The organism is Streptomyces typhae (assembly GCF_009755605.1).
Classification (GTDB): domain Bacteria; phylum Actinomycetota; class Actinomycetes; order Streptomycetales; family Streptomycetaceae; genus Streptomyces; species Streptomyces typhae.
On sequence record NZ_WPNZ01000019.1, the window covers coordinates 1 to 19,740 of the forward strand.

General features: G+C 72.8%; 18 protein-coding genes. 7 read left to right on the top strand and 11 right to left on the bottom strand.

Annotated features, from left to right (window positions below; genetic code table 11):
* Nucleotides 1-114 precede the first annotated feature (114 nt).
* From GPA10_RS29080 to GPA10_RS29090, 3 genes are all read right to left on the bottom strand, one after another.
* Nucleotides 115-1,482 (bottom strand): DUF6002 family protein, encoded by a 1,368-nt coding sequence (locus GPA10_RS29080; protein ID WP_157168102.1) that lies wholly within the window; start codon nucleotides 1,480-1,482, stop codon nucleotides 115-117.
* Nucleotides 1,482-1,916, bottom strand: a complete 435-nt coding sequence (panD, locus tag GPA10_RS29085) for an aspartate 1-decarboxylase (RefSeq protein ID WP_058848982.1) — start codon at nucleotides 1,914-1,916, stop codon at nucleotides 1,482-1,484. Before panD ends, GPA10_RS29080 begins: the two co-directional genes overlap by 1 nt.
* Before the next feature lie 136 nt (nucleotides 1,917-2,052).
* Nucleotides 2,053-2,793 carry a TauD/TfdA family dioxygenase gene (locus GPA10_RS29090; RefSeq protein WP_157168103.1) on the bottom strand — a complete coding sequence of 247 codons (741 nt, stop codon included), beginning with the start codon at nucleotides 2,791-2,793 and terminating at the stop codon, nucleotides 2,053-2,055.
* Nucleotides 2,794-3,276: 483 nt separating this feature from the next.
* On the opposite strand from GPA10_RS29090, the gene GPA10_RS29095 reads away from it, so the two are divergent.
* Nucleotides 3,277-4,572 carry an MFS transporter gene (locus tag GPA10_RS29095; RefSeq protein ID WP_157168104.1) on the top strand — a complete coding sequence of 432 codons (1,296 nt, stop codon included), beginning with the start codon at nucleotides 3,277-3,279 and terminating at the stop codon, nucleotides 4,570-4,572.
* Between the two features lie 159 nt (nucleotides 4,573-4,731).
* Here GPA10_RS29095 and GPA10_RS29100 read toward each other — a convergent pair whose 3' ends face one another.
* Entirely contained in the window at nucleotides 4,732-5,598 is an 867-nt protein-coding gene (locus GPA10_RS29100) for a LysR family transcriptional regulator (RefSeq protein ID WP_157168105.1), read from the bottom strand.
* A gap of 217 nt (nucleotides 5,599-5,815) precedes the next feature.
* Here GPA10_RS29100 and GPA10_RS29105 point away from each other — a divergent pair, with 217 nt between their 5' ends.
* From GPA10_RS29105 to GPA10_RS29130, 6 genes are all read left to right on the top strand, one after another.
* Nucleotides 5,816-6,082 (top strand): phosphopantetheine-binding protein, encoded by a 267-nt coding sequence (locus tag GPA10_RS29105; RefSeq protein ID WP_058848986.1) that lies wholly within the window; start codon nucleotides 5,816-5,818, stop codon nucleotides 6,080-6,082.
* A gap of 41 nt (nucleotides 6,083-6,123) precedes the next feature.
* Nucleotides 6,124-7,095 carry a chlorinating enzyme gene (locus tag GPA10_RS29110; RefSeq protein WP_058848987.1) on the top strand — a complete coding sequence of 324 codons (972 nt, stop codon included), beginning with the start codon at nucleotides 6,124-6,126 and terminating at the stop codon, nucleotides 7,093-7,095.
* A gap of 267 nt (nucleotides 7,096-7,362) precedes the next feature.
* A complete protein-coding gene (locus tag GPA10_RS29115; RefSeq protein ID WP_157168106.1) occupies nucleotides 7,363-8,088 on the top strand; it encodes a thioesterase II family protein in 726 nt (241 codons plus the stop codon).
* Between the two features lie 21 nt (nucleotides 8,089-8,109).
* Entirely contained in the window at nucleotides 8,110-9,675 is a 1,566-nt protein-coding gene (locus GPA10_RS29120; RefSeq protein ID WP_157168107.1) for an amino acid adenylation domain-containing protein, read from the top strand.
* Between the two features lie 89 nt (nucleotides 9,676-9,764).
* A complete protein-coding gene (locus GPA10_RS29125) occupies nucleotides 9,765-11,090 on the top strand; it encodes a cation:proton antiporter (RefSeq protein WP_058848990.1) in 1,326 nt (441 codons plus the stop codon).
* Complete coding sequence (locus GPA10_RS29130) at nucleotides 11,087-12,442, top strand: helix-turn-helix transcriptional regulator (RefSeq protein WP_157168108.1); 1,356 nt, start codon at nucleotides 11,087-11,089, stop codon at nucleotides 12,440-12,442. The genes GPA10_RS29125 and GPA10_RS29130 overlap by 4 nt, the downstream gene beginning before the upstream one ends.
* 1 nt (nucleotide 12,443) lies before the next feature.
* Here the strand turns inward: GPA10_RS29130 and GPA10_RS29135 are convergent, their stop codons facing one another.
* The 7 genes from GPA10_RS29135 to GPA10_RS29165 all read right to left on the bottom strand — a co-directional run bounded on the left by GPA10_RS29135 (nucleotide 12,444) and on the right by GPA10_RS29165 (nucleotide 19,739).
* Entirely contained in the window at nucleotides 12,444-13,871 is a 1,428-nt protein-coding gene (locus GPA10_RS29135) for an amidase (protein ID WP_157168109.1), read from the bottom strand.
* Nucleotides 13,868-15,247, bottom strand: a complete 1,380-nt coding sequence (locus tag GPA10_RS29140; RefSeq protein WP_157168110.1) for a phthiocerol/phthiodiolone dimycocerosyl transferase family protein — start codon at nucleotides 15,245-15,247, stop codon at nucleotides 13,868-13,870. The genes GPA10_RS29135 and GPA10_RS29140 overlap by 4 nt, the downstream gene beginning before the upstream one ends.
* A gap of 15 nt (nucleotides 15,248-15,262) precedes the next feature.
* Nucleotides 15,263-15,658, bottom strand: a complete 396-nt coding sequence (locus GPA10_RS29145) for a hypothetical protein (protein WP_058848993.1) — start codon at nucleotides 15,656-15,658, stop codon at nucleotides 15,263-15,265.
* Between the two features lie 82 nt (nucleotides 15,659-15,740).
* Complete coding sequence (locus GPA10_RS29150) at nucleotides 15,741-16,970, bottom strand: acyl-CoA dehydrogenase family protein (RefSeq protein ID WP_157168111.1); 1,230 nt, start codon at nucleotides 16,968-16,970, stop codon at nucleotides 15,741-15,743.
* Between the two features lie 11 nt (nucleotides 16,971-16,981).
* Nucleotides 16,982-17,506: a flavin reductase family protein gene (locus tag GPA10_RS29155; RefSeq protein WP_058848995.1), complete on the bottom strand. Its 525-nt coding sequence runs from the start codon at nucleotides 17,504-17,506 to the stop codon at nucleotides 16,982-16,984.
* Nucleotides 17,506-18,456 carry an SDR family NAD(P)-dependent oxidoreductase gene (locus GPA10_RS29160; protein WP_157168112.1) on the bottom strand — a complete coding sequence of 317 codons (951 nt, stop codon included), beginning with the start codon at nucleotides 18,454-18,456 and terminating at the stop codon, nucleotides 17,506-17,508. Before GPA10_RS29160 ends, GPA10_RS29155 begins: the two co-directional genes overlap by 1 nt.
* A complete protein-coding gene (locus GPA10_RS29165; RefSeq protein WP_157168113.1) occupies nucleotides 18,453-19,739 on the bottom strand; it encodes an FAD-dependent monooxygenase in 1,287 nt (428 codons plus the stop codon). The genes GPA10_RS29160 and GPA10_RS29165 overlap by 4 nt, the downstream gene beginning before the upstream one ends.
* Between the last annotated feature and the right edge of the window lies 1 nt (nucleotide 19,740).

Consider the following 19,740-nt stretch of genomic DNA (forward strand, 5'->3'; position numbering starts at 1 on the left):
GGGCCCGAACGGGGGCACCGGGGCGGCCCCGCCGCCGGGCCGCGCGGCGGCACCGGTCGGCGGGGCCGCGGCCGTGGGGCGCGCGGCGTCGTGCTGCGTGGTCATGACGGGTCCTCAGCTGCTCGCCGCGGCGTGGACGAGGTCGCGCAGGCCGTCGTAGCCGGCGACCGGGTGCAGCTGGTGGCTCTCCGGCGGCCGGTAGTGGTCGGCGTGGTAGGAGCCGGAGCCGTGCACGAGTACCTCCGGCAGGTCCAGCAGGTCGCGGTCGACGGCGTTGAGGACACCGGTCAAGGCCATCACCAGGGACCATTCGCGCAGCTGCCGCGGGTCGGCGGGCAGGTCGACGCCCGCGGGCTCCAGGAGCCGCCGGATGTGCGGGTACCGGTCGAGGCACTCGGCGAGGGACACGACGATGCCGCCGCCGCCCTGCTTGCGGATGATCTCGTTCATGCGCGGGGACGTCGCGGGGGTGCGGGTGTAGAAGGTGGGGTCGAGCCGCTCGTCGGGGGCGTAGGTCCGCTGCGGGAAGTGCGGGTCCGCGTGCTGGGTGTAGACCCCGTCGCCGTGCTGCCACGCGGGCCGGTGGTCGAATGCGCCGTGGTAGTAACTGGCCACCATGTCGGCCGTGTCCAGGTGCTGGACGAGGAAGTACTGGGCGCCGGTGTCGGGCCATGCGCGCCCGGTGTGCTGCTGCTGGCCGTAGAAGTGGCCGAGGAGGCCGAACGCGCTGGACACGGCGTGGGCGTGGACTCGCGGCACCGCGGGCAGGCGGTCGCGTTCGAACAGGGCCCTCGCGGTGTCCGCGACGACGTAGTTGTCGAGGTCCAGGGTGTGCCACAGACGTAACCCGTGCCGGGCGAACACCGCGTCGGCCTCCTGGTCGGCGACCGCGCGGGCGAGCTCCTTCACCTCGTGGGAGCCCGCGCTGTCGCGCACGGCGAGCGGGTTCCTGGCGCTGAGGGCCGGGTCGTCGGTCAGGGACGAGCGCCACACCTTGTGGCTGGAGGAGGTGGGCAGGACGCACACGATGCGCAGCTCTTCGGAGTCGGCGAGGCCGCTCTCGTGGGCCCGGCGCACCGCGTCGCGCAGCGCGGTGGCCTTGTTGGCGCTCGACGGGGTGATGATCATGACGGATTCGCCGGTGCGCCGGATGTGGGCGGCCGCTCGGGCCACGATCATGAGGGAGGCCAGTGTCTTGGTGGTCCGGGTCGCAGGGTTGTGCATCAGGTTCAGCAGAGTCAGCCGGGTGTCGCGGTGTGTTCCGAGGGCCTGGGCGCTGATCGTGCCCGGGGCGAAGAAGTCCTCCAACGCGGGGGTCAGGGGCGGCAGTTGCCAGCCGGGACTGAAGGCGTCGGTCCGGCTGCGCCGGCCGGTGGCGTCGAGGGTGCGGGAGAGCTCGTCGTAGTAGTGGACGAGGACGCGGAGCGGGTCGGCGTCGCCCGCCCGGGGTGCGGCGGCAGGCCGGGAGTAGGTGGTCGTCATCAGACGGCCTCCTGGGCGAGGGTGTCGCCGCGCAGGAGCGGGGACGCGGCCGGAGTGTCGGGCACATGGGCCGGGTCGGCGCCGATGTCCAGCGGGCGGTTGTTCTCGTCGACGAAGACGATGTGCGGCTGGAGCCGCTGGGCCGTCTCCTCGGGGACGGTCTTGTAGGCGATGAGGATGACCAGGTCTCCGGGCGATATGAGCCGGGCCGCCGCGCCATTGATGCCGACGACACCGCTGCCGCGCTCGCCCTCGATGACGTAGGTGCTCAGCCGGTTGCCGTTGTTGATGTCGACGACGTCCAGTTTCTCGCCCGGCAGCAGGTCGGCGGCGTCCATGAGGTCGCGGTCGAGCGTCAGGGAACCGACGTAGTGCAGGTCCGCCTGGGTCACGGTGGCCCGGTGGATCTTGCTGTGCAGCATGGTGCGGTACACGGATTCTCCTTGGGGAGGGAGACGGCTGGGGGGGAAGGCAGGCCCCCGGGGAGGGGCAGCCGGAGTAGGGGACAAGCCCCGGGAGAGGGCTGCGGGAGGAGGACGTGCGAGGGAGGGCAGCCGGTGGGGCCGCGGCTCAGGCGGCGATCTGGATGCGGCGCAGATGGCGGCTGCGGTCGCTGAAGGCGTTGCGCGCGTGCAGCAGACGCCAGTTGTCCCACACGAGCATGTCCCGCTCGGTGTAGTCGATGGCCACGTGCTCGCGGTCGAAGGCCGCGTGCCACCGCTTTTGCAGTTCCACGGCCGGGTCGTCGTCGTCGCGGATCAGGTTGTTGCAGCTGAAGCGCACGATCAGCCCGCCCTCGTGCTCCTCCAGGAGGGGGTGGCGGGTCTTGAGGTCGAGGCCGAGCCGCTGCACGCCCTCGGTGGTCTTCCAGTCGTAGGCGTCCGTCGTCATGCGCTCGCGCTCGGCGGGGGCCAGGGACTGGACCCAGGGCCTGGTGTCGGCGAGCGTCGTCTCGCCGCCGGGGCCCTCGGCGGGGGTGACACACCACAGGGCGATGTAGCGCGGCGGGACGACGGCGAAGTCGTACCCTTCCGAATGCGGGGTCAGCGGTCGGGTGTTGCCCGCGTGGTAGACGTCGTCCATGCCGGGTTCGGGGCGCACGTCGCCGACGACGGCGCCGGTGTAGTTGGGCACGAACCTGCCGAGCCGGCGGCAGAAGCGCACCGGGTCGAACTCCTCGGGGACGTTGCACATCAGGACGTAGCCGTGCTCGTCCATGAGCTGGTGGAACGTCTTCATGAGCAACTCGTCGGTGAGCGGCTCACCGTTGAAATCGACCTGGGAGAGAATGCTGATCGGAGAGTGTGCCATTTCTGCTCCGGTGAAAAGGCAGGGCTGCGCGCGGCTCGGCGCGCAACCGGGGGTGGGGGGATTGTCAGGCGGGCCGACCGACTGTCGAGTGCCTGATCATTTCGTGGCAATTCTGTGCTGCGTCGCCACGATAGCGGGCTTTAACGCGCTCCTGTCAAGCTGTCCCGAATTTTCACCCGGCGTATGCGGGCGGTGATTTCGGAATCCGTAATTCCGTAGAATCTGCTGGTCAGAGTGTTACCGACTGGTAGCTTTAGATCGTCCAAGGGGTACGGAAAGTAATCCCGTTTACCGCTGGAGGCCAGGGGTACTCGCGCTCCGTTCTTTGTGGCCCGCACGCGATGGCGACTTCCCGCGGCCGAAACAATGCGGCCGGGAAGGCGCGAAAATGGCCTCGTTCCCCTCGGGGCATGACGTACATCGCGGTGTCGGCCGTATCGCCGTGCGCGCACGCGGAAACATGAGGAAGAAAGGGCGCCTGCATTGAGCCGAGAACCCGCTCGCGAGGACACGGGCGAGCACGCCGGTGGTGACACGGGCGAGCACGCCGGTGGTGACACCGGTGACCGTCCGACCGTCCGCCGTCTCCTGCTCAGCGAAGGGGTGACCGCGTTCGGGGACGGCCTCTGGTTCAGCATGTGGGCGGTCTATCTGACGGTGATTCAGGGAGTACCAGCGGCCTCCATGGGGCTCGCCATGGGCATCGGCGGCGGCATCGGCCTGCTGGTCGCGCTGCCCATCGGCACCCTCACCGACCGCCTCGGCGCCCGCGAGGTGCTGCTCGCCGTCACGGTCCTGCGCGCGGTCTTCTCCCTCACCTTCCTGGTGCTGCACAGCTTCTGGCCGCTGCTCGTGGCGGCGGCCCTGTTCACCTCGATGGAGACCGCGGCCAAGGGCACCAAGGTCGCGTTCGTGTACCTGCTGATGCCGGCGGGCGCGTGCATGCCCGTCCTCGCCCGCGCCCGTGTGGTGCAGCATCTGCTGTACGCGGCCGGCGCGGGGGCGGCGGCCTGGGTGCTCTCCCGCTCGGACGCCGCCCCTTACCACGGTGCCGTCGTCGTCAACAGCCTGACGTTCGTGGCGGCGGCGGCCGTCCTCATGCGGCTGCCGCACGTCCCGCCCGTGCCCGCCGCGCGCCGCCCCGCCGGGACGGTGGCGCTCCGCAATCTGCCGTTCGTCGCCATCATGAGCAGCACCGCCCTGCTCGCCCTGTGCTGGGCGCTGCTCTCCAGCGGGCTGCCGCTGTGGCTGAAGGACGACACCGCCGCCCCCGTGTGGATCGCACCCCTCGCGGTGCTCGTCAGCTCCCTGCTGATCGCCCTGTTCCAGATCCGGGTCACCCGCAGCGGGCAGCGCCTCGTGGGCGCGGTGCGCTCGTCGCGGCGGGCGGGCCTCGCCCTCGCGGGCTGCTGCCTGGTCTTCGCCGCGGCGGCTTGGCCCGCGAGCCCGCTGGTGGCCTGCCTGCTCGTCCTGGGCGGCCTGGGCCTGCACGTGGTGGGCGAGCTGTACTACGTCGCCGCCCGCTGGGGCCTGTCCCTCACCCTCATGGCGCCCGGGGCCCAGGGTCAGTACCAGGCCGTCGCCGCCAGCACGGAAGGAGCGGTCGTCGCCGTCGGCCCCGCGTTCATCACCACCCTGGTCACCGGCGCGGGCGGCACGGGCTGGAGCGTCCTCGCCCTGGTCTTCCTCGTCTGCTCGCTCCCGGTGGCACGGCTGTGCCGTCCGGCGCTGCGCCGGGCGGCCGATCCGGCGGGCGCGCGGGAGCGATCCGCCGCGTGAGCACTGTGTGGCCCGAGCAAATGTCAGTCCATGAACCAAAATCAGGTGGTTCCTGACGGGGGCAGATGAGGTCGTACGGGTCTACGGTGAGGGCGGCCAATCGCCGCCCCTCCCCGCGATTGGTGGGCCGCCCGGCGCTCGCCCCCCGACGCCGGGCGGTCATGATCCGCCCGGGGCCGCCCCGTACGCGGCGACGGCGATCTCGACGAACGAGCGGATCAGGGGATCGCCGTCGCCCGCGTGCCACGCCACCACCACCCGGCTCGGCGGCATGTCGGTCAGCGGCACCACGGCGAGCCCGGGGACGGGTGCGTGGTCCAGGGTCGTCACGCCGACCGTGCCGTTCCACAGGACCGCCTGCCGGCACTCCACGACGGCGCGCACCACGGGCCCCGAACGGGGCTCCCCGCCGTGCCAGTACGACTGCCAGGCGGAGTCGGTGCCCTCGGGGAAGCGGAACCAGCGGCGTGCCGCCAGCTCGTCCTTGCGCAGGCTGTCGCGGGCGGCCAGGGGATCGTCGGCGCGCAGCAGCGCTCCCACCGGGTCGGCGCGCAGCGTGCGGACGGTCAGGCCGGTCGTGTCGAAAGGACCGCGCGTCAGGGCGATGTCGACCGCACCGGCGTGCAGCCCGCAGGTGGGATCGCTCAGGTCGGTCTCACGGACGCGGACCTCGACGTGCGGGTGCCGCCGGCGGTAGGCGTCGGCCAGCCGGATCGCGGCCGGGTCGGTGGCGTCCCCGAGGAACCCGACGGTGACGGTCGAGGCGCCTGCCGCGCCGGCCACGCGCTCCCGCGCGCGCTCGGCCCGGTCGAGCAGGGCCCGCGCCTCGTCGAGCAGCACCGTGCCCGCCGCGGTGAGCGCGACACCGGCCGAGGTCCGGTCGAGGAGGACGGCGCCGAGCTCCGTCTCCAGCTGCTTGACGGCCCGGCTCAGCGGCGGCTGGCTCATGTGCAGCCGGGACGCGGCCCGGCCGAAGTGAAGTTCCTCGGCGACCGCCACGAAATACCGCAGCGTGCGCAGCTCCATGCCGCGACGATACTCGTACACATGTGCTGAGCGCATACCCCCCAAGGAACGGGCATTACCCGGATCGCGCCGACCGCTCATACAGTTAAAGCGGCCCAAGACGCAATGCATGTCCGTGCAAACCTGTAGCAAGTTTTCAGCGAGCCTCCGGCCGGTCCCCCCTGTGCATTCCCGCGGGAGGCGTGCGCGAGAACCCTACGAGAGGAGCAAGGCGGCAATGCCCGTTTCTGTCCCGGGCGACCAGCAGGAAATACAGAAGCTGGTCGTCGACTGGTTGTGCGAGTACCTAGAGATCCCGGAAGTCTCCTTGACCGACAACTTTCTCGACCTGGGCGGTCACTCCCTTCTCGCCATGAACATCAACGCGCGTGTTCAGCAGCAGTACGGTCAAGAGCTCGACGTCAAGACCCTGTTCGAGCAGTCGATCGGCGAGGCCGTCGCCGAACTCCACACGCGGTTGACCGCCGCGAAGACCGCCGCGTGAACCGTTCGTCAAGACGATTCCGACCAGCAGCTGGAGTAGCCGTGGGTGACCAGACGTCCGACTTCCGACTGACCCCCGACGAACTCGCCAGGTTCGAGGAGCAGGGATTCATAGGGCCGGTCAAGATCTATGAACCGGAGGAAATGGAGAAGCGCTGGAACGAGATACGCCGGGCCATTCCCGACCGGTCCCGGGCCATCTATCCGGAGGACTCGCTCGGCGCGGTCACCAATCTCTCCAACTACGACCGGCACCTCGACATCGATCTGCTCAGCGAGCACATCATGCAACGGGCCATCGTCGAACGGGTCTCGTCCATCCTCGGCCCGGACCTGCTCTGCTGGCGCACCGAGTTCTTCCCGAAGTACCAGGGCGACGAGGGCACGGACTGGCACCAGGCGGCGACGTTCGCCCACTCCAGCGGCAGCCCCCAGATCCAGTGGCCGTCGGAGAACGACGCCCCGGCCTTCGGCGGCACGATCACCGCCTGGACCGCGTTCACCCACTCCACCAAGGAGAACGGCTGCCTCCAGCTCATGCCGGGCACGCACCGGGTGATGAACTACGACGAGTCCCTCGGCATGGACTACAACCCCGAGACGATCAACCAGCGGGAGAAGGGCAGCGTCAAGCGCGGGTTCTTCGGCTACGACTACCGCGAGCTGCAGAAGGACCCCGACTGGCGCCCCGACGAGTCGAAGGCGTTCTCCCTGGTCATGCAGCCCGGCGAGTGCGTCATCTTCTGGTCGACCCTGATGCACGGCTCGCTGCCGCACACGGGCAGCAAGAGGGACTACCGCATGGGGTTCGCCACGCGGTACGTGCCGACCCAGGTCAAGGTCTACCCGGGCAGCCAGGACGTGTCCGAGTACGGCGGCACCATCCCGCTCGACAACTACGGCGCGGTGCTCGTCTCGGGCCGCGACGAGTACGGCCACAACCGGCTGACCGACCAGAACCGGCGCGGCCACCAGTTCACCCCGTGGAACTTCGCGCAGCCTGTCGCCGGCTGACGTCCCGCGACCTTCCGTCGCGGCGCACTCGTCCACGCACGTCCGCGTGCACACGTACACGTACGCCCACAAGCACACGTACACGTACACGTACGGCTGTACGCACACGTACACGTACGGCTGTACGCACACGTACACGTACGCCTGCACGCACCCGCACGAGCGCACGCACGAGCCCCGCCCCGGAGCCGTGCGACCGGCCGCGTCCCTCCCGGCGCCGGTCGCACCGCTCCGGGGCCCCTCCCCGCATCCCGGAAGGCCCCCCCGATGGCCGTGCTCGCCCTGTTCCACCACGCCGGCGGTTCGGCGGCCGTGTTCCGCCGGCTGATCCGGCTCCTGCCCGACCACATCAGGCCGGTGGCGGCCGAACTCCCCGGCCGCGGCCGCCGCTGGCGCGAACCCACCCTGCACACCGCCGACGACGCGGTGCGCGACCTCACGGATCTGGTGGTCCGCGAGGTCGGCCCCGACGAGGACCTGGCCCTCTTCGGCCACAGCATGGGCGCCTACCTCGGCCTCGGCGTGGCGGCGGCGCTCGAACGGCGCGGCGGACCGCGCTGCCAGGTGCTCTTCGCCTCGGCCAACCTCGCGCCCCAGCTCGCCTCGCCGCTGTTCGCCGACGACACCGCTCCCCCGTCCGACGAGGAAGTGCTCGACCGCGCCGCGCGGTTCGGCGCCCTCGACGCCGGACTGCTGCGCGACCCGCACATCGCCGCGCGCGCCGCCGACCTGCTGCGGGCCGACTTCGACATCTGCGACTCCTTCGTCCGCACCATGTCCTGGACGGTGACCGAGAGCCCCGTCGTCGTCTGCCGCGGCCAGGACGACGCGTTCGGCGACGAGCACACCGACCTGTGGCAGTGGAGCAGCGTCCAGCCGCTCACCACCTGCACCTTCCCCGGCGGCCACCTCTACCTGGAGTCGGCGGGAGCCGAACCGCTCGCGGCGAAGATCGAGTCCGTCGTCACCGAACCGGCGCAGTCCCGCACCTGATCCCCGGCCTGGGAGCTCCCGATGACCGACCTGACGACATCCGACGCGAGTCCCCCGCTCGCCCACGAACTCTTCGAGGCCCGGCGCGCACTCCACCCCGACCTGCCCGCCGTGATCTGGGGCGACAAGGACCTGACCTACGACGATCTGGGGCGCGACTCGGACAGGCTGGCCCGCGCGCTGCGTGCGGCGGGCGTCGCGGACGAACCGGTCGGGGTGTTCTTCGACCGCGGGTTCGCCGTCGCCGTCGCCGTCCTCGGCGTGCTCAAGGCGGGCTGCGCCTACGTACCCCTCGACCCCGCCTACCCGGACGAACGGCTCGCCGCCATGCTGCTCGACAGCGGCGCCCGGATCCTGCTGACCGACAAGGCCGTCCTCGACCGGATCCCGGTACCGGACGGCACCCGCGCCACCGTCCTCGAGGACGCCCTCGCGGCCGTCGGGGACGCGCTGCCGGGCGTCGCGGACGCGCCCCGCACAGCGGCGCCCGCCGTCGGGCGGGACTCGCTCGCGTACGTCATCTACACCTCCGGGTCCACCGGAGTGCCGAAGGGCGTGGCCATGCCCCACGGCCCGCTGGCCAACCTCGTCGACTGGCAGTGCGGCCACTCGTCGTGCGGCACCGGCGACCGCACCCTTCAGTTCTCCGCGCTCAGCTTCGACGTGTCCTTCCAGGAGATGTTCAGCACCTGGGCGTCCGGCGGCACCCTGGTGGTGGCCGACGAGGCGACCCGCCGCAGCTGCCAGGCACTGATCGAACTCATCGACCGCGCCTCGGTACGGCGGATGTTCCTGCCGTTCGTCGCGTTGCAGGCCCTGTCGGAGCACGCCCGCGCGGCCGGGGTCTGGCCGACGTCCCTGCGCGAGGTCGTCACGGCCGGCGAACAGCTCCAGGTGTCCCCGGCGGTGCGCGCCCTGTTCCAGCACCTGGACGGCGCCGTCCTGGTCAACCAGTACGGCCCGTCGGAGACCCACGTGGTGACGTCGCTCGAACTCGGCGGCGACCCCCGGACCTGGCCGGACCGGCCCAGCATCGGCCACCCCGTCACGCACGCCGAGGCCTACGTCCTCGACGAGGACCTGCGACCGCAACGGCCGGGCCTGACAGGGGAGCTGTGGATCGGCGGCCCCGTGCTCGCACAGGGCTACCTCGGCATGCCCGAGGCGACCGCCGAACGGTTCCGGACGGTGCCGGGCGTGGCCCGCGGCGGCCGGATCTACCGCACCGGCGACCTGGTCGCAGTGCAGCCGGACGGTGCCATCCAGTTCCTCGGCCGGGCCGACGGCCAGGTGAAGATCCGGGGCCATCGTGTGGAGATCGGCGAGGTCGAGGCGAGCCTGCGGGCACTGCCGGAGATCGCCGACGCGGCCGTGGTCGTACGGGAAGGGCCGGGCGGCGGCAAGCAGTTGGTGGCGTTCTGCGTACCGGCGCACGGCGCCGAGGTGGGGGCCGCCGCGGTGCGCCGCGGCCTGTCGGCGCGGCTTCCGGGCCACATGATCCCGTCCTCGTTCCGCGCCCTGCCGTCGGGCCTCCCGCTCACCCCGAGCGGCAAGGCCGACCGGAGGGCACTGGCCCGGCAGCTGTGACCGCCGGTTCACGGCCCGTTGGCCCTCACCTCGCACGCGTGTCCTGACGGCTGCGGCCGTCCCCGTCCCGAAGAGGCAGGAGGAGAAGAGTGTCGACGCACGGCTCGGCCATCGGCGCGGGGGAGAGCGGCAGCGTATCCGGAGTGGTCCTGGTGGACCTGGCTCTGGTCCTGCTCACCGCCCTCCTCTTCGTCAGCTTGGCCAAGCGGGTCAGACAACCCGCCGTGATGGGCGAGATCGTCGCCGGGGTGGCACTCGGGCCGAGCCTGCTCGGACTGCTGCCCGGCGACCCGCACGAGGTCCTCTTCCCCCCGGAGGCCCGCCCCTACCTGGAAGTCCTCGCCCAACTGGGCCTGGTCCTCTTCATGTTCGGCGTCGGCTACCAGCTGAGCCTTGCGCACGTGCGCGGCGTCGGCAGGCACATCGGCCTGGTGTCGCTGAGTTCGGTGGCGCTGCCGTTCGCCCTCGGGGCCGGTCTCGCGCTGCTCCTGTACCCCTGGCTCGACCAGTCCCAGCTGACGACGGACGGGACGCTCGGCCCGGCGCTGTTCCTCGGCGCGGCGATGTCCATCACCGCCTTCCCGGTCCTCGCCCGGATCATCACCGAACGGGGCCTGCAGAAGCACCGGGTGGGCACGGTGGCCCTGGTCAGCGCCGCCATCCAGGACGTCATCGCCTGGAGCGTGCTCGCCGCGGTCGTCACGATGGTGTCCGCGGCAGGACCCTGGTCGTTCGCGCGCACCGCCGGTGGCGCGGTGCTCTTCGTCCTCGTGCTGCTCCTGGTGGTGCGGCCGGCCCTCGCCTGGCTGCTCGCCCCGGAACGCCGGTGGGCGGGCAACGGCATGACCGTCCACGTCGTGCTCTGCTCCGGTCTCCTCGCCGCGGCGTGGGTCACCGACGAGATCGGGCTGCACGCGGTGTTCGGCGCGTTCCTGTTCGGCGCCGTCGTGCCCCGCCACCACATCGACGTGACCGCGCCCGAGGTGCCCGAACGCATCGACCAGACCAGTCTGCTGCTCCTGCCGGTGTTCTTCACCGTGACCGGGCTCTCGGTGGACCTCACCGCGCTCGGCGCGCAGGGGCTCGTCATGGTGCTCGCGATCGTCACGGTGGCCTGCGCGGGCAAGTTCCTCGGCGCGGTGGGCGCGGCACGGCTCACCGGGACGGGCGGCCGGGAGGCCACGGTCCTCGGCATCCTGCTCAACACGCGCGGTCTCACCGAACTGGTCGTCCTCAATGTGGGCCTGAGCATGGGCGCACTGGACACCCGCCTGTTCACCGCCATGGTCGTGATGGCCCTCGTCACCACGCTGATGACCGGACCGCTCCTGAGCCGGTTCCCACCCGGCGCCGAGCGGCCCGTGAAGGCCGTGCGGCAGCCGGTGGAACACGCGGGGGAGGGCGCGGTCCGATGACGGCGATCACCATGAGCGACATCACGACGGCACCCCCCTCGCCCGTACCGGCACCCCCTTCATCCGTGCAGGCACCGTCCTCCTCCGCGTCTCCACCGTCCGCCCCCGCCCCCGGCCCGCCCGCGGACGCCCCACCGCCCCCGCTCCGGCTGCCGCTGCGCGGCCGTGCGGACGAGATGGCGCGGGCGCTCGCGGCCCTGGAGTTCGGCGCCCGCGGCGGCTGCGCCCTGGTCGCGGTCGAGGGCCCTCCGGGGTCCGGGAAGAGCAGATTCCTCGACGAGTGCGTGAGCGCGGCGGAGCGGCTCGGCTTCGTCACGGGGCACCGGTGCCCGGTCTTCGGCCCGGCCGCCCCCGCGGTCGCCGACGCGACCGACCGGCCCCGCCTGATCGTGCTCGACGACGCCGACTTCCTCGGGGAGGAGGCGAGCGACACGCTGCTCGCCCGGCGGCACGCCCAGTACGGGAGCAGGGCCGTGGTCTGGCTGGTCGCCCGCCGGTGCGGGACGGGGGCGCGGAGCCTCGACGCGCTGGTCGCGGGGTCGAGCGGGCACACCGAACGGATCACGCTCGACGTGCTCCGCCCCGCCGCCGCGCACCAGGTGGCCGCGGACGTCCTCGGCGTCCCCCCGTCCGCTCCGCTCGCCCGGGTCCTGAACGGCGCGGGCGGCCACCCGAAGCTCCTGGTGGAACTCCTGTGGGGCATGCGCGAGGAACACACCGTCCAAGTCGGCGCCCACGAGGCGCACCTGGTCGAGGAGCGCATTCCGCAGCGGCTGCGGACGCTGCTGCGGGACATGCTCCAGGACTATCCGGACCAGTGCCGCCACCTGCTGCGGGTGGCGGCAGTGCTGGGCCGGGAGAGCACGGTCGACGACCTCCTGCCGATCCTGCACATGCCGCCGTCCGCGCTGCTCCTCGTCCTGGACCGGGCGTCCACCACCGGAGCGCTCGCCGTCGGCAGCACCCGGATCAGCTTCCCCAACGAACTCCTGTGGCGGCTCATCGCCGACTCGGTGCCGGTGACGCTGCGGCAGGCACTGCGCCGCCAGGTGGCCGCGGCCCGGCCGCCGTGCCCGCCCGAGGCCCGGCCCGCCCCTCCCGCGCCGGAGCCGGCCGGGCCGCCGGACCTCAACGGCCAGGAGCACGAACTCGTCCGCCTCGTCGCCGAAGGGCTGACCAACAAGCAGATCGCCCGGCGCCTCGCCATCTCCCCGCACACCGTCAACTACCACCTGAAGAAGCTGTTCCGGAAGGCCGGGGTGAACTCCCGCATCGCCTTGCTGCGCGAGATCGCGGAAGGGCACCCCGGACTCCCCGGTCACCCCGGTGACACACCCGGGACACCGCGGTGACTCACCCGGCCCGCCCCGGTGCCGCACCAAGGCGGGGCCGTGCCGCCGCCCACGGCCGGGCCCGTTCGAAGGCGGCGGCGAGGCGGAGCAGCCGGTCCTCGGCCCCGGGAGCGCCCACCAGTTGGACGCCGACGGGCAGATTCCCCGCGGCCCACCCGGCGGGCAGCGACACCGCGGGCTGCCCGGTGATGTTGAACGGGTACGTGAACGCCAGCCAGTCCGCGTACTCGCGCCACCGCTCCTCGAACCCCGAGCCCGCCGGGGCCTTCCCGAGCGGCGGGGGGAGCACGGTGAGCGTGGGGGTGAGCAGCACGTCGTACCGCGACCAGAAGCGCACCACCTCCGCCGCGCGGCCCTGCGCGGCGGCGAGGGCCGCGCAGTAGTCGGCGGCCCCCAGCCGCTCCCCGTACAGGGCGATGTCGAGGGTCGTCGACTCCAGGTCGGACAGGTGCTGCGGCGGCACGCCCCGGACCATGGCGGCCACGTTCGCCGCGATGACCGTCAGGAGGGGGTCCAGGAGCCCGCCGAGGTCGGGCGCGGCCTCGGTCACCTCGGCCCCCATGGCCTCGAAGACTGCCACCGCCTGCTCGAACAGCTCCCGCACCGCCGGATCGACGGTGCCGTGCGGCGGCGCGGCGGTGAACGCCACCCGCAGGCGCTCCGGCGGCCGGTCGCAGACGGCCAGGAACGAACCCGGGGGCTCCGGCAGGCCGTAGGGCTCGCCGGCGACCGGGCCCGCGAGCACGTCCAGCATCAGGGCGGCGTCGTCGACGGTGCGGGCCATGGGGCCGTTGATGACGTACCCCGCCCACTGCTCCTGGGACGCCGGTGCCCACGGGGTGCGCCCGCGGGTGGGCTTGAGCCCCACGACCCCGCAGGCGGACGCGGGCGCGCGGCCCGAGCCCATCCCGTCGGCGGCCAGGGCGAGCGGCCCGATGCCCGCGGCCACGGCGGCGGCCGCGCCGCCACTGGAGCCGGCCGGGCCGTGCGCGGTGTTCCACGGGTTGCGGGTGGCGGGGAAGGCCCGGTTGTCCGTCGTGATCCGCACTCCGAACTCCGGCATGTTGGTGCTGCCGATGAGGATGCCGCCCGCCCGCCTCAGCCGGGCCACGACCTCGCTGTCGAAGCCCGGCCGGTATCCGGTGAAGGGGAGCGAGCCGTAGGCGACCGGCAGGTCCGCCGACTCGTTGACGTCCTTGATGGTGAACGGCACCCCGTGCAGCGGACCGTGTTCGTCCGGCGGTGTCGCGTCCGCGGCGCGCGCGTCCGCGAGCGCGGCCTCCGCGCGCACGGCGACCACCGCGTTCAGGAGCGGGTTCACCGCTTCCAGGTGCGCGAGGACCGACTCGGTGACCTCGACGGCGGACAGTTCCTTGGTCCGTACGAGATCACGCAGCTCGCACGCGGAGGTGAAGACCGGCGCCGTCATCGACTGCTCACCTGCTCTTCCACGGGGTCGGGTGCCAGGAGGGCGAGGACGGTCTCCACGCACAGGTCGGCGAGGCGCGCCGCGCGCTCGTCGGAGACGATCCCCTCGGCGTACGTGAAGTTCCAGACGAGCTGGTGGTGGCTGGAGTTGACGGTGGCGACGAACGCGCCCACCACCGACAGCGAGGCGACGAACTGCGCGCCCGTGAGCCGCCACGGCCCGATCGTGTCCGGGAACGGGAACCGGCCGATGTTGGAGACGCAGAAGTTGATCGGCCCCTTCTCGTCCAGGTGCCGCACGAAGGGCATGCTGTCGGCCAGGGCCACGGGCCCGGCGGCGCCGAGCAGACGGATCATGGAGAACTGCTCGCCCCGGTCCTTGCGCTCCCTGAGGTCGGCGCTGATCTCCCGGGCCGTCGACCACAGCGGCCGGGCGGCCTCGTGCTCCACGAGGGAGGGCAGGGTCGCCACATAGCTGCCCACGTCGTCCGGTGCCACCGGCGGGTCGAGGTCGTCGCGGAAGTCGACGGGGGAGCCGATCGAGAACCACGTCGCGTCGGGGGCCCCGGCGTCCGTGGCGACCGCGCGCACCATCGCGGCGGCGAGCACACCGTGGATCGTGACCCCGTGCGCCCGGCAGGCCCTGGCGAGACGGTCGAGCGCGGGGGCGTCCAGGGACCGGTGCAGGAACCGGGTGCGGCGCTGCTCGAAGGGCACGGCCAGGTCGGCCTCGACACGGTGCGGCCGCAGCCGCAGCAGGTCGCTCTCGTCCCGTTCGGCCTTCGCCTTCGCCGGTACGTCGCCCGCCGCACCGGCGTGCCCCGCCGGGAAGAGTTCCTCGGCCGCGGGCAGCACGGCACGCGCCGCGACCGCCTCGCCCGCGGCGAGTTCGACCCACTGCCGGAGCAGCGAGACCAGTGTGGTCCCGTCCGCGACGACGTGCAGCAGGCTCAGGATCAGGTCGTGCACGTCGCCGTCGGGCCCCGGGCCCGAGAGCACGGTGGCCGTGGCGAGCGGCCCGGCGCGCCAGTCGATCGGGCCGTTCACCAGCTCCGCGTCGATGACGTGCGCCCAGTCGTGCTCCGCGTCCGCCGCCGCACGGCGGACGCGGTGGTCGAGCGGCACGGGCCGGTCGGGTACCGGCACGAACCGCGGATCCCGCCCGGCCGCGTCGTCCTCGATCGCCACCCGCAGCAGCGGGTGGCGGCCCTGGAGTTCGGTCAGCGCCGCGCGCAGCGCCGTCGCGGAGAGCGGGCCGTGCACGCGGACCCGCCCGATGACGTTCAACGGTGAGATCTGGTCGGCTATCCAGTACCAGCGCTCCAGCGGGCTCAGGGCCCGCCGCACCACTCGTCCGGACGGGGGTGTCGAGGTCATGGGTGCTCCCACGGGTCAGTCGACGGGCGATCCGGGCAGCGGCCGGAACATGGCCGCGCTCGCCCGGGTCGCCTCGGTGGTCTGCCAGGGCGGGTTGGTGCCGAAGGCGAGCAGGACCTGTTCGCCGTCGGCCCGGAACGCGACCGGGTCGCCCTCCTCCACCCACACCAGCTCGTGCGGGCCCGCGGTCACCGAACCGCCCTCGAAGTCCACGGCGAACCTGCCGGACAGGACGACGATGAACTCGTCGTAGCTGGGCACCCACTCCATGACGTCGCCGGGGTGCAGCACGGCGAATCCGGCGCCCATCGACTTCGGGACCCCGTCGTCGGCGAGGTCACCGATGTAGATCTTCGTGTCGGCGAACTGCTGCCAGTTCGCCCGCTGGGTGTCGTACGTGTACGCGGCCATGACCGTCTCCCGTCTGTGGACCGAGCGTCCTACCGGTGGCGAGCTCCTGAAGTGCTCCGCTGCGCAGTTCCGCTCCCGGGCGTCACACCAGCGGAGAGATCTGCTCCTCGACGCCGAGCAGCGCCTTGCCGTACAGCTCTTTGATCACCGCGGGCTGGAGGATGGCGTGCCGGGCGGCGATGCCCGCGTCCCGCCAGATCCGCTGCAACGGGGCGGAGTCGGCGAAGCTGCCCGCGCCGTGCGCGGTGAGCAGGAGGTCGATCGCCTCGGTGACCTGCCCGGCCGCGTGGCTGAGGCCCGCGCGCGCCCGGGTCCTGCCGAGGGCGTCCAGGGCGGTGCCGCGGGCCGCCGTGTCGATGGCGTCGACGGCGTGGTGGACGTGCAGCCGCGCCGTGTCGATCTTGAGCGTGGCCTCGGCGATCTGGAGCTGGAAGGCCGTCGAGTCGCGCTGCTTCTCGAAGAAGGTGAAGGTGACGGCCTTGTCGGCGGCCTTGCTCCTGACCAGTTCGAGGGCCGCGCGCCCGAGGCCGAGTTGCGGGGCCACCAGCGGAGCGCCGGTGAGGAACTGCGTGAAGGCCGCGCGGGCGAGGGGCGTGCCGGACCGCTGGACCGGGTAGTCGCCGGCCAGCGCCTTCGGCACCGACAGGAGGCGGTGCTCCGGTACGAAGACGTCCTCGGCCACGACGGTGTTGCTGCCGGTGGCGCGCAGGCCCGCCACGAACCAGCTCTCCTCCACCGTGTAGTCGGCGGCGGGGATCAGCGCGATGCCCTGGTCGACGATCTCCCCGGTGGCGTCGGGGACCGGGAAGCCGATCACGGCCCAGTCGGCGTGCCAGGCACCCGACGCGTAGTGCCACCGGCCCGAGACCCGGAAGCCGCCCTCGACCCGCCGGGCGGTGGCGCTCGGCGTGAGCACCCCGGACACCTTCGCCTCCGGGTCGGCCCCGAACACCTCGTCCTGCGCCTGTTCCGGGAACAGACTGACGATCCAGGCCACCGAGTTGCTCACCGCGACCACCCACGAACTGCTGCCGTCGCCCTCGGCGAGGACGTCGGCGACATCGACGAGGGTGCGCAGGGGCGCCTCGTGACCGCCGTACCGCTGGGGCACGGCGAGCTTGAACAGGCCCGCGTCCGCGAGGGCCTTGACGGATTCCTCGGGCAGCCTGCGGTCGCGCTCGCCCTGTTCGGCGCCCCGCGCGAGCAGCGGCACCAGGTCGCGGGCGGCGGACAGCACGTCGGACGAGGTGGGGGACGCGGGGTCGGACGGCTCGGGGGACGTCGGTACGGGGCCGGCCTGGGTGACGGTCATGGGGCTTCCTCTCAGCGGGCGAACGCCGCGATCTGATCGGTGATGGACAGGGGCTTCTTCGCGGTGAAGGCGGAGTGCGTGCCGAACGTCCGGTGGCCGTGGACGAGCGGTGCGGCGGTCCCGGGGCCGGAGACGTGCCCCACCAGGCTGAGGATCAGCAGGTGGTCCCCGCCCGCGACGAACCGCTGGGGGTGGCACACGAGCCAGCCCGGCGCGGCCCGCAGGCGCGGCAGGCCGGTGTCCGCGTACCAGTCGACCTCGCCGAACCGGTCGGCGGCCGGAGAGGCGAAGACGGCGGCCACGCCCGCCTGTCCGGCCCCGAGGAGGTTCACCCCGAACCGCCCGGTGCGCCGGATCCGGGGCAGCAGCTTCGATCCGCGGTCGAGGGCGATGGTCACCATGGGCGGGCGCAGCGACAGCGAGGTGAGCGAGCCGACCGTGGTGCCGTGGGGCACGCCGCGCTCCATCGTCGTGACGACGGCGACCGGGGTGCAGACACCGGCCATGAAGTCCTTGAACTCCCGCTCCGAGACCATCACTCACCCCCGGCGGGGGACGCACCGGTGGCGGGCACGGCGGCGCCCGCCGCACCGGAGCCCGCCGCTCCCACGGAAGCGGTGATCCCGCCGAAGCGCCGGTCGAGGAGCGCGTCGGGGAGCAGCCGCGCGAGGCGGCCCATCCGCCGTGCGTCCGCGCCGACCCAGTACCGGGCGCGGGGCCGGGTGTCGGTCAGGGCGCGGGCGACCGCGCGGGCGAAGTCCTCGGGCGACGTCCTGCTCGCGAGGGCCTGCTGCCCATTGCCCTCCATGAACGCGAGGAAGGAGGCCCGGTAGCGCTCGGCCACCCCGGCGGGCGCGTCCCGCAGCACCTGCTCGCCCGCCGCGGACACCTTGGACCAGATCGGCGTGAGGATGGCGCCCGGCGCCACGACCGACACGCGCACGCCGCTCGGCCCCAGTTCGCGGCGGAGCGCGTCGCTCAGCGCCTCCTTGGCGAACTGCGCCGTGGAGTAGGCCCCGAGGTAGGGGACCGCCGCCTTGCCGAGGCCGGAGGTGACGTTGACGATCCGCCCCCGCGACCGGCGGAGCAGCGGCAGATGCGCGCGGACCACCCCGAGGTGGCCGACCACGTTGACGTCGAGCTGGCGGCGGAACTGCTCGCTGTCCACGCACTCCAGCGGTCCCGGGACACAGATCCCGGCGTTGTTGACCAGGCCGCGGAGGGCGCCGTACGCGCGCTCCGCGAACTCCGCCGCGGCCCGCACCGACGCGTCGTCGGTGATGTCGACGACCGTGTAGTGCAGCCTGCCGTGCAGCGACTCGGCGAGGAGCTTCTCGCCGTCCTCGTCCCGTCGCACCCCCGCGAGGACCTGGAAGCCGCGGTTCTCCAGGTCCAGGGCGCACTCCCGGCCGAGGCCGGAGGAGGCGCCGGTGACGAGCACCGCTCCGCCCGCAGGGAGCCGCCCGCGCACGGTACGCCCGCTCATCGGCCCGCCCTTCCGCCCGCGCCGGGGAGAGGACCGGCCCCCGGTGAGCCTGCGCCGGGAACAGCGCCCGCGCCGGGAACAGCGCCCGCGCCGGGAACAGCGCCCGCGCCGGGAAACGTCAGCGCCGGTTCGAGCTTGCCCACCAGCGTCCGGTGCGGCATCAGCCGGAAGTACGCGTCGCGGAACCTGCGGCGCAGCGGACCCTGCGACTGCTCGAACTCGCTGATCGACCGGGTGGCTTCGACGATCATCCGCGTACGGTCGTACCGCGCCGCCTCGTAGGAGCGCAGACCACCGGCCACGTCCGGGGCGTGCTGCACGTGCCGGGCGAGGACGGCGGCGTCCTCCATCGCCATGGCGGAGCCCTGGCCGAGGCTGGTGAGCATCGGGTGGGCGGCGTCCCCGAGCAGGGTGACGGGGCCGGTGCCCCAGGGCCGCAGGAACGGGCGGTCCCGGGTGTTGAGCGTCAGCAGATCGGCGGGCGGCGTCACCCGGATCGCCTCGCGCACCTCGTCCGGCCAGCCGGAGTAGGCGTCGAGCACCCCGGCCTTGCCACCGCTCCAGGTGCTCGACTCCGCGTACGGCATGTTCTTGGTGCCCCACCAGTACAGGCGCCCCCGGCCGATGTCGACCAGGCCGAACCGCATCCCGTCGCCCCACAGGTGCACCACCGAGCCGGGGGCGAACCGCGGATGGCTGTACTCGGTGATGCCGAGCCACGCGATGTACCCGCTGTCGCGGACGGTCTCGCCGGGCCCGGTGAGCTGGCGCCGGATCGCCGAGTTGAAGCCGTCGGCGCCGACCAGGAGATCGGCCTCGGCCCGCCGGCCGTCCGTGAAGTGGACGCGCGCCCGGTCGCCGACGACCTCGAACCGCTCCGCGGCCGCGTTCAGGGTGACGGGGATGTCCGCCGCCGCGTCGAGGAGCGCGGCCAGCAGGTCGGCGCGGCTGATGCACACGCACGGCACCCCGATGCGCCGGGTGATCTCGGGGAACGGGAACTCCCGGATCAGCCTGCCCTTGTGGTCCTTGACGTGGTACGTCTCCATCACCCGGCCGCGCTTCTCCAGGCCGAGGTCGATGTCGACGGTGGCGAGCGCGGCCGTCGCGTTGCTCATCACGGACAGGCCGAACCCGGCCGCCCGGAGCTCCGGGGCCCGCTCGAACACCTCCACGTCGAAGCCCACCTGCCGCAGCGCGACGGCCGCGGTGAGACCGCCGATCCCCGCGCCGACGACGACGGCTGTCCGCCCTCCCGGCCGCTTCGCTCCCGTGCTGCCCATG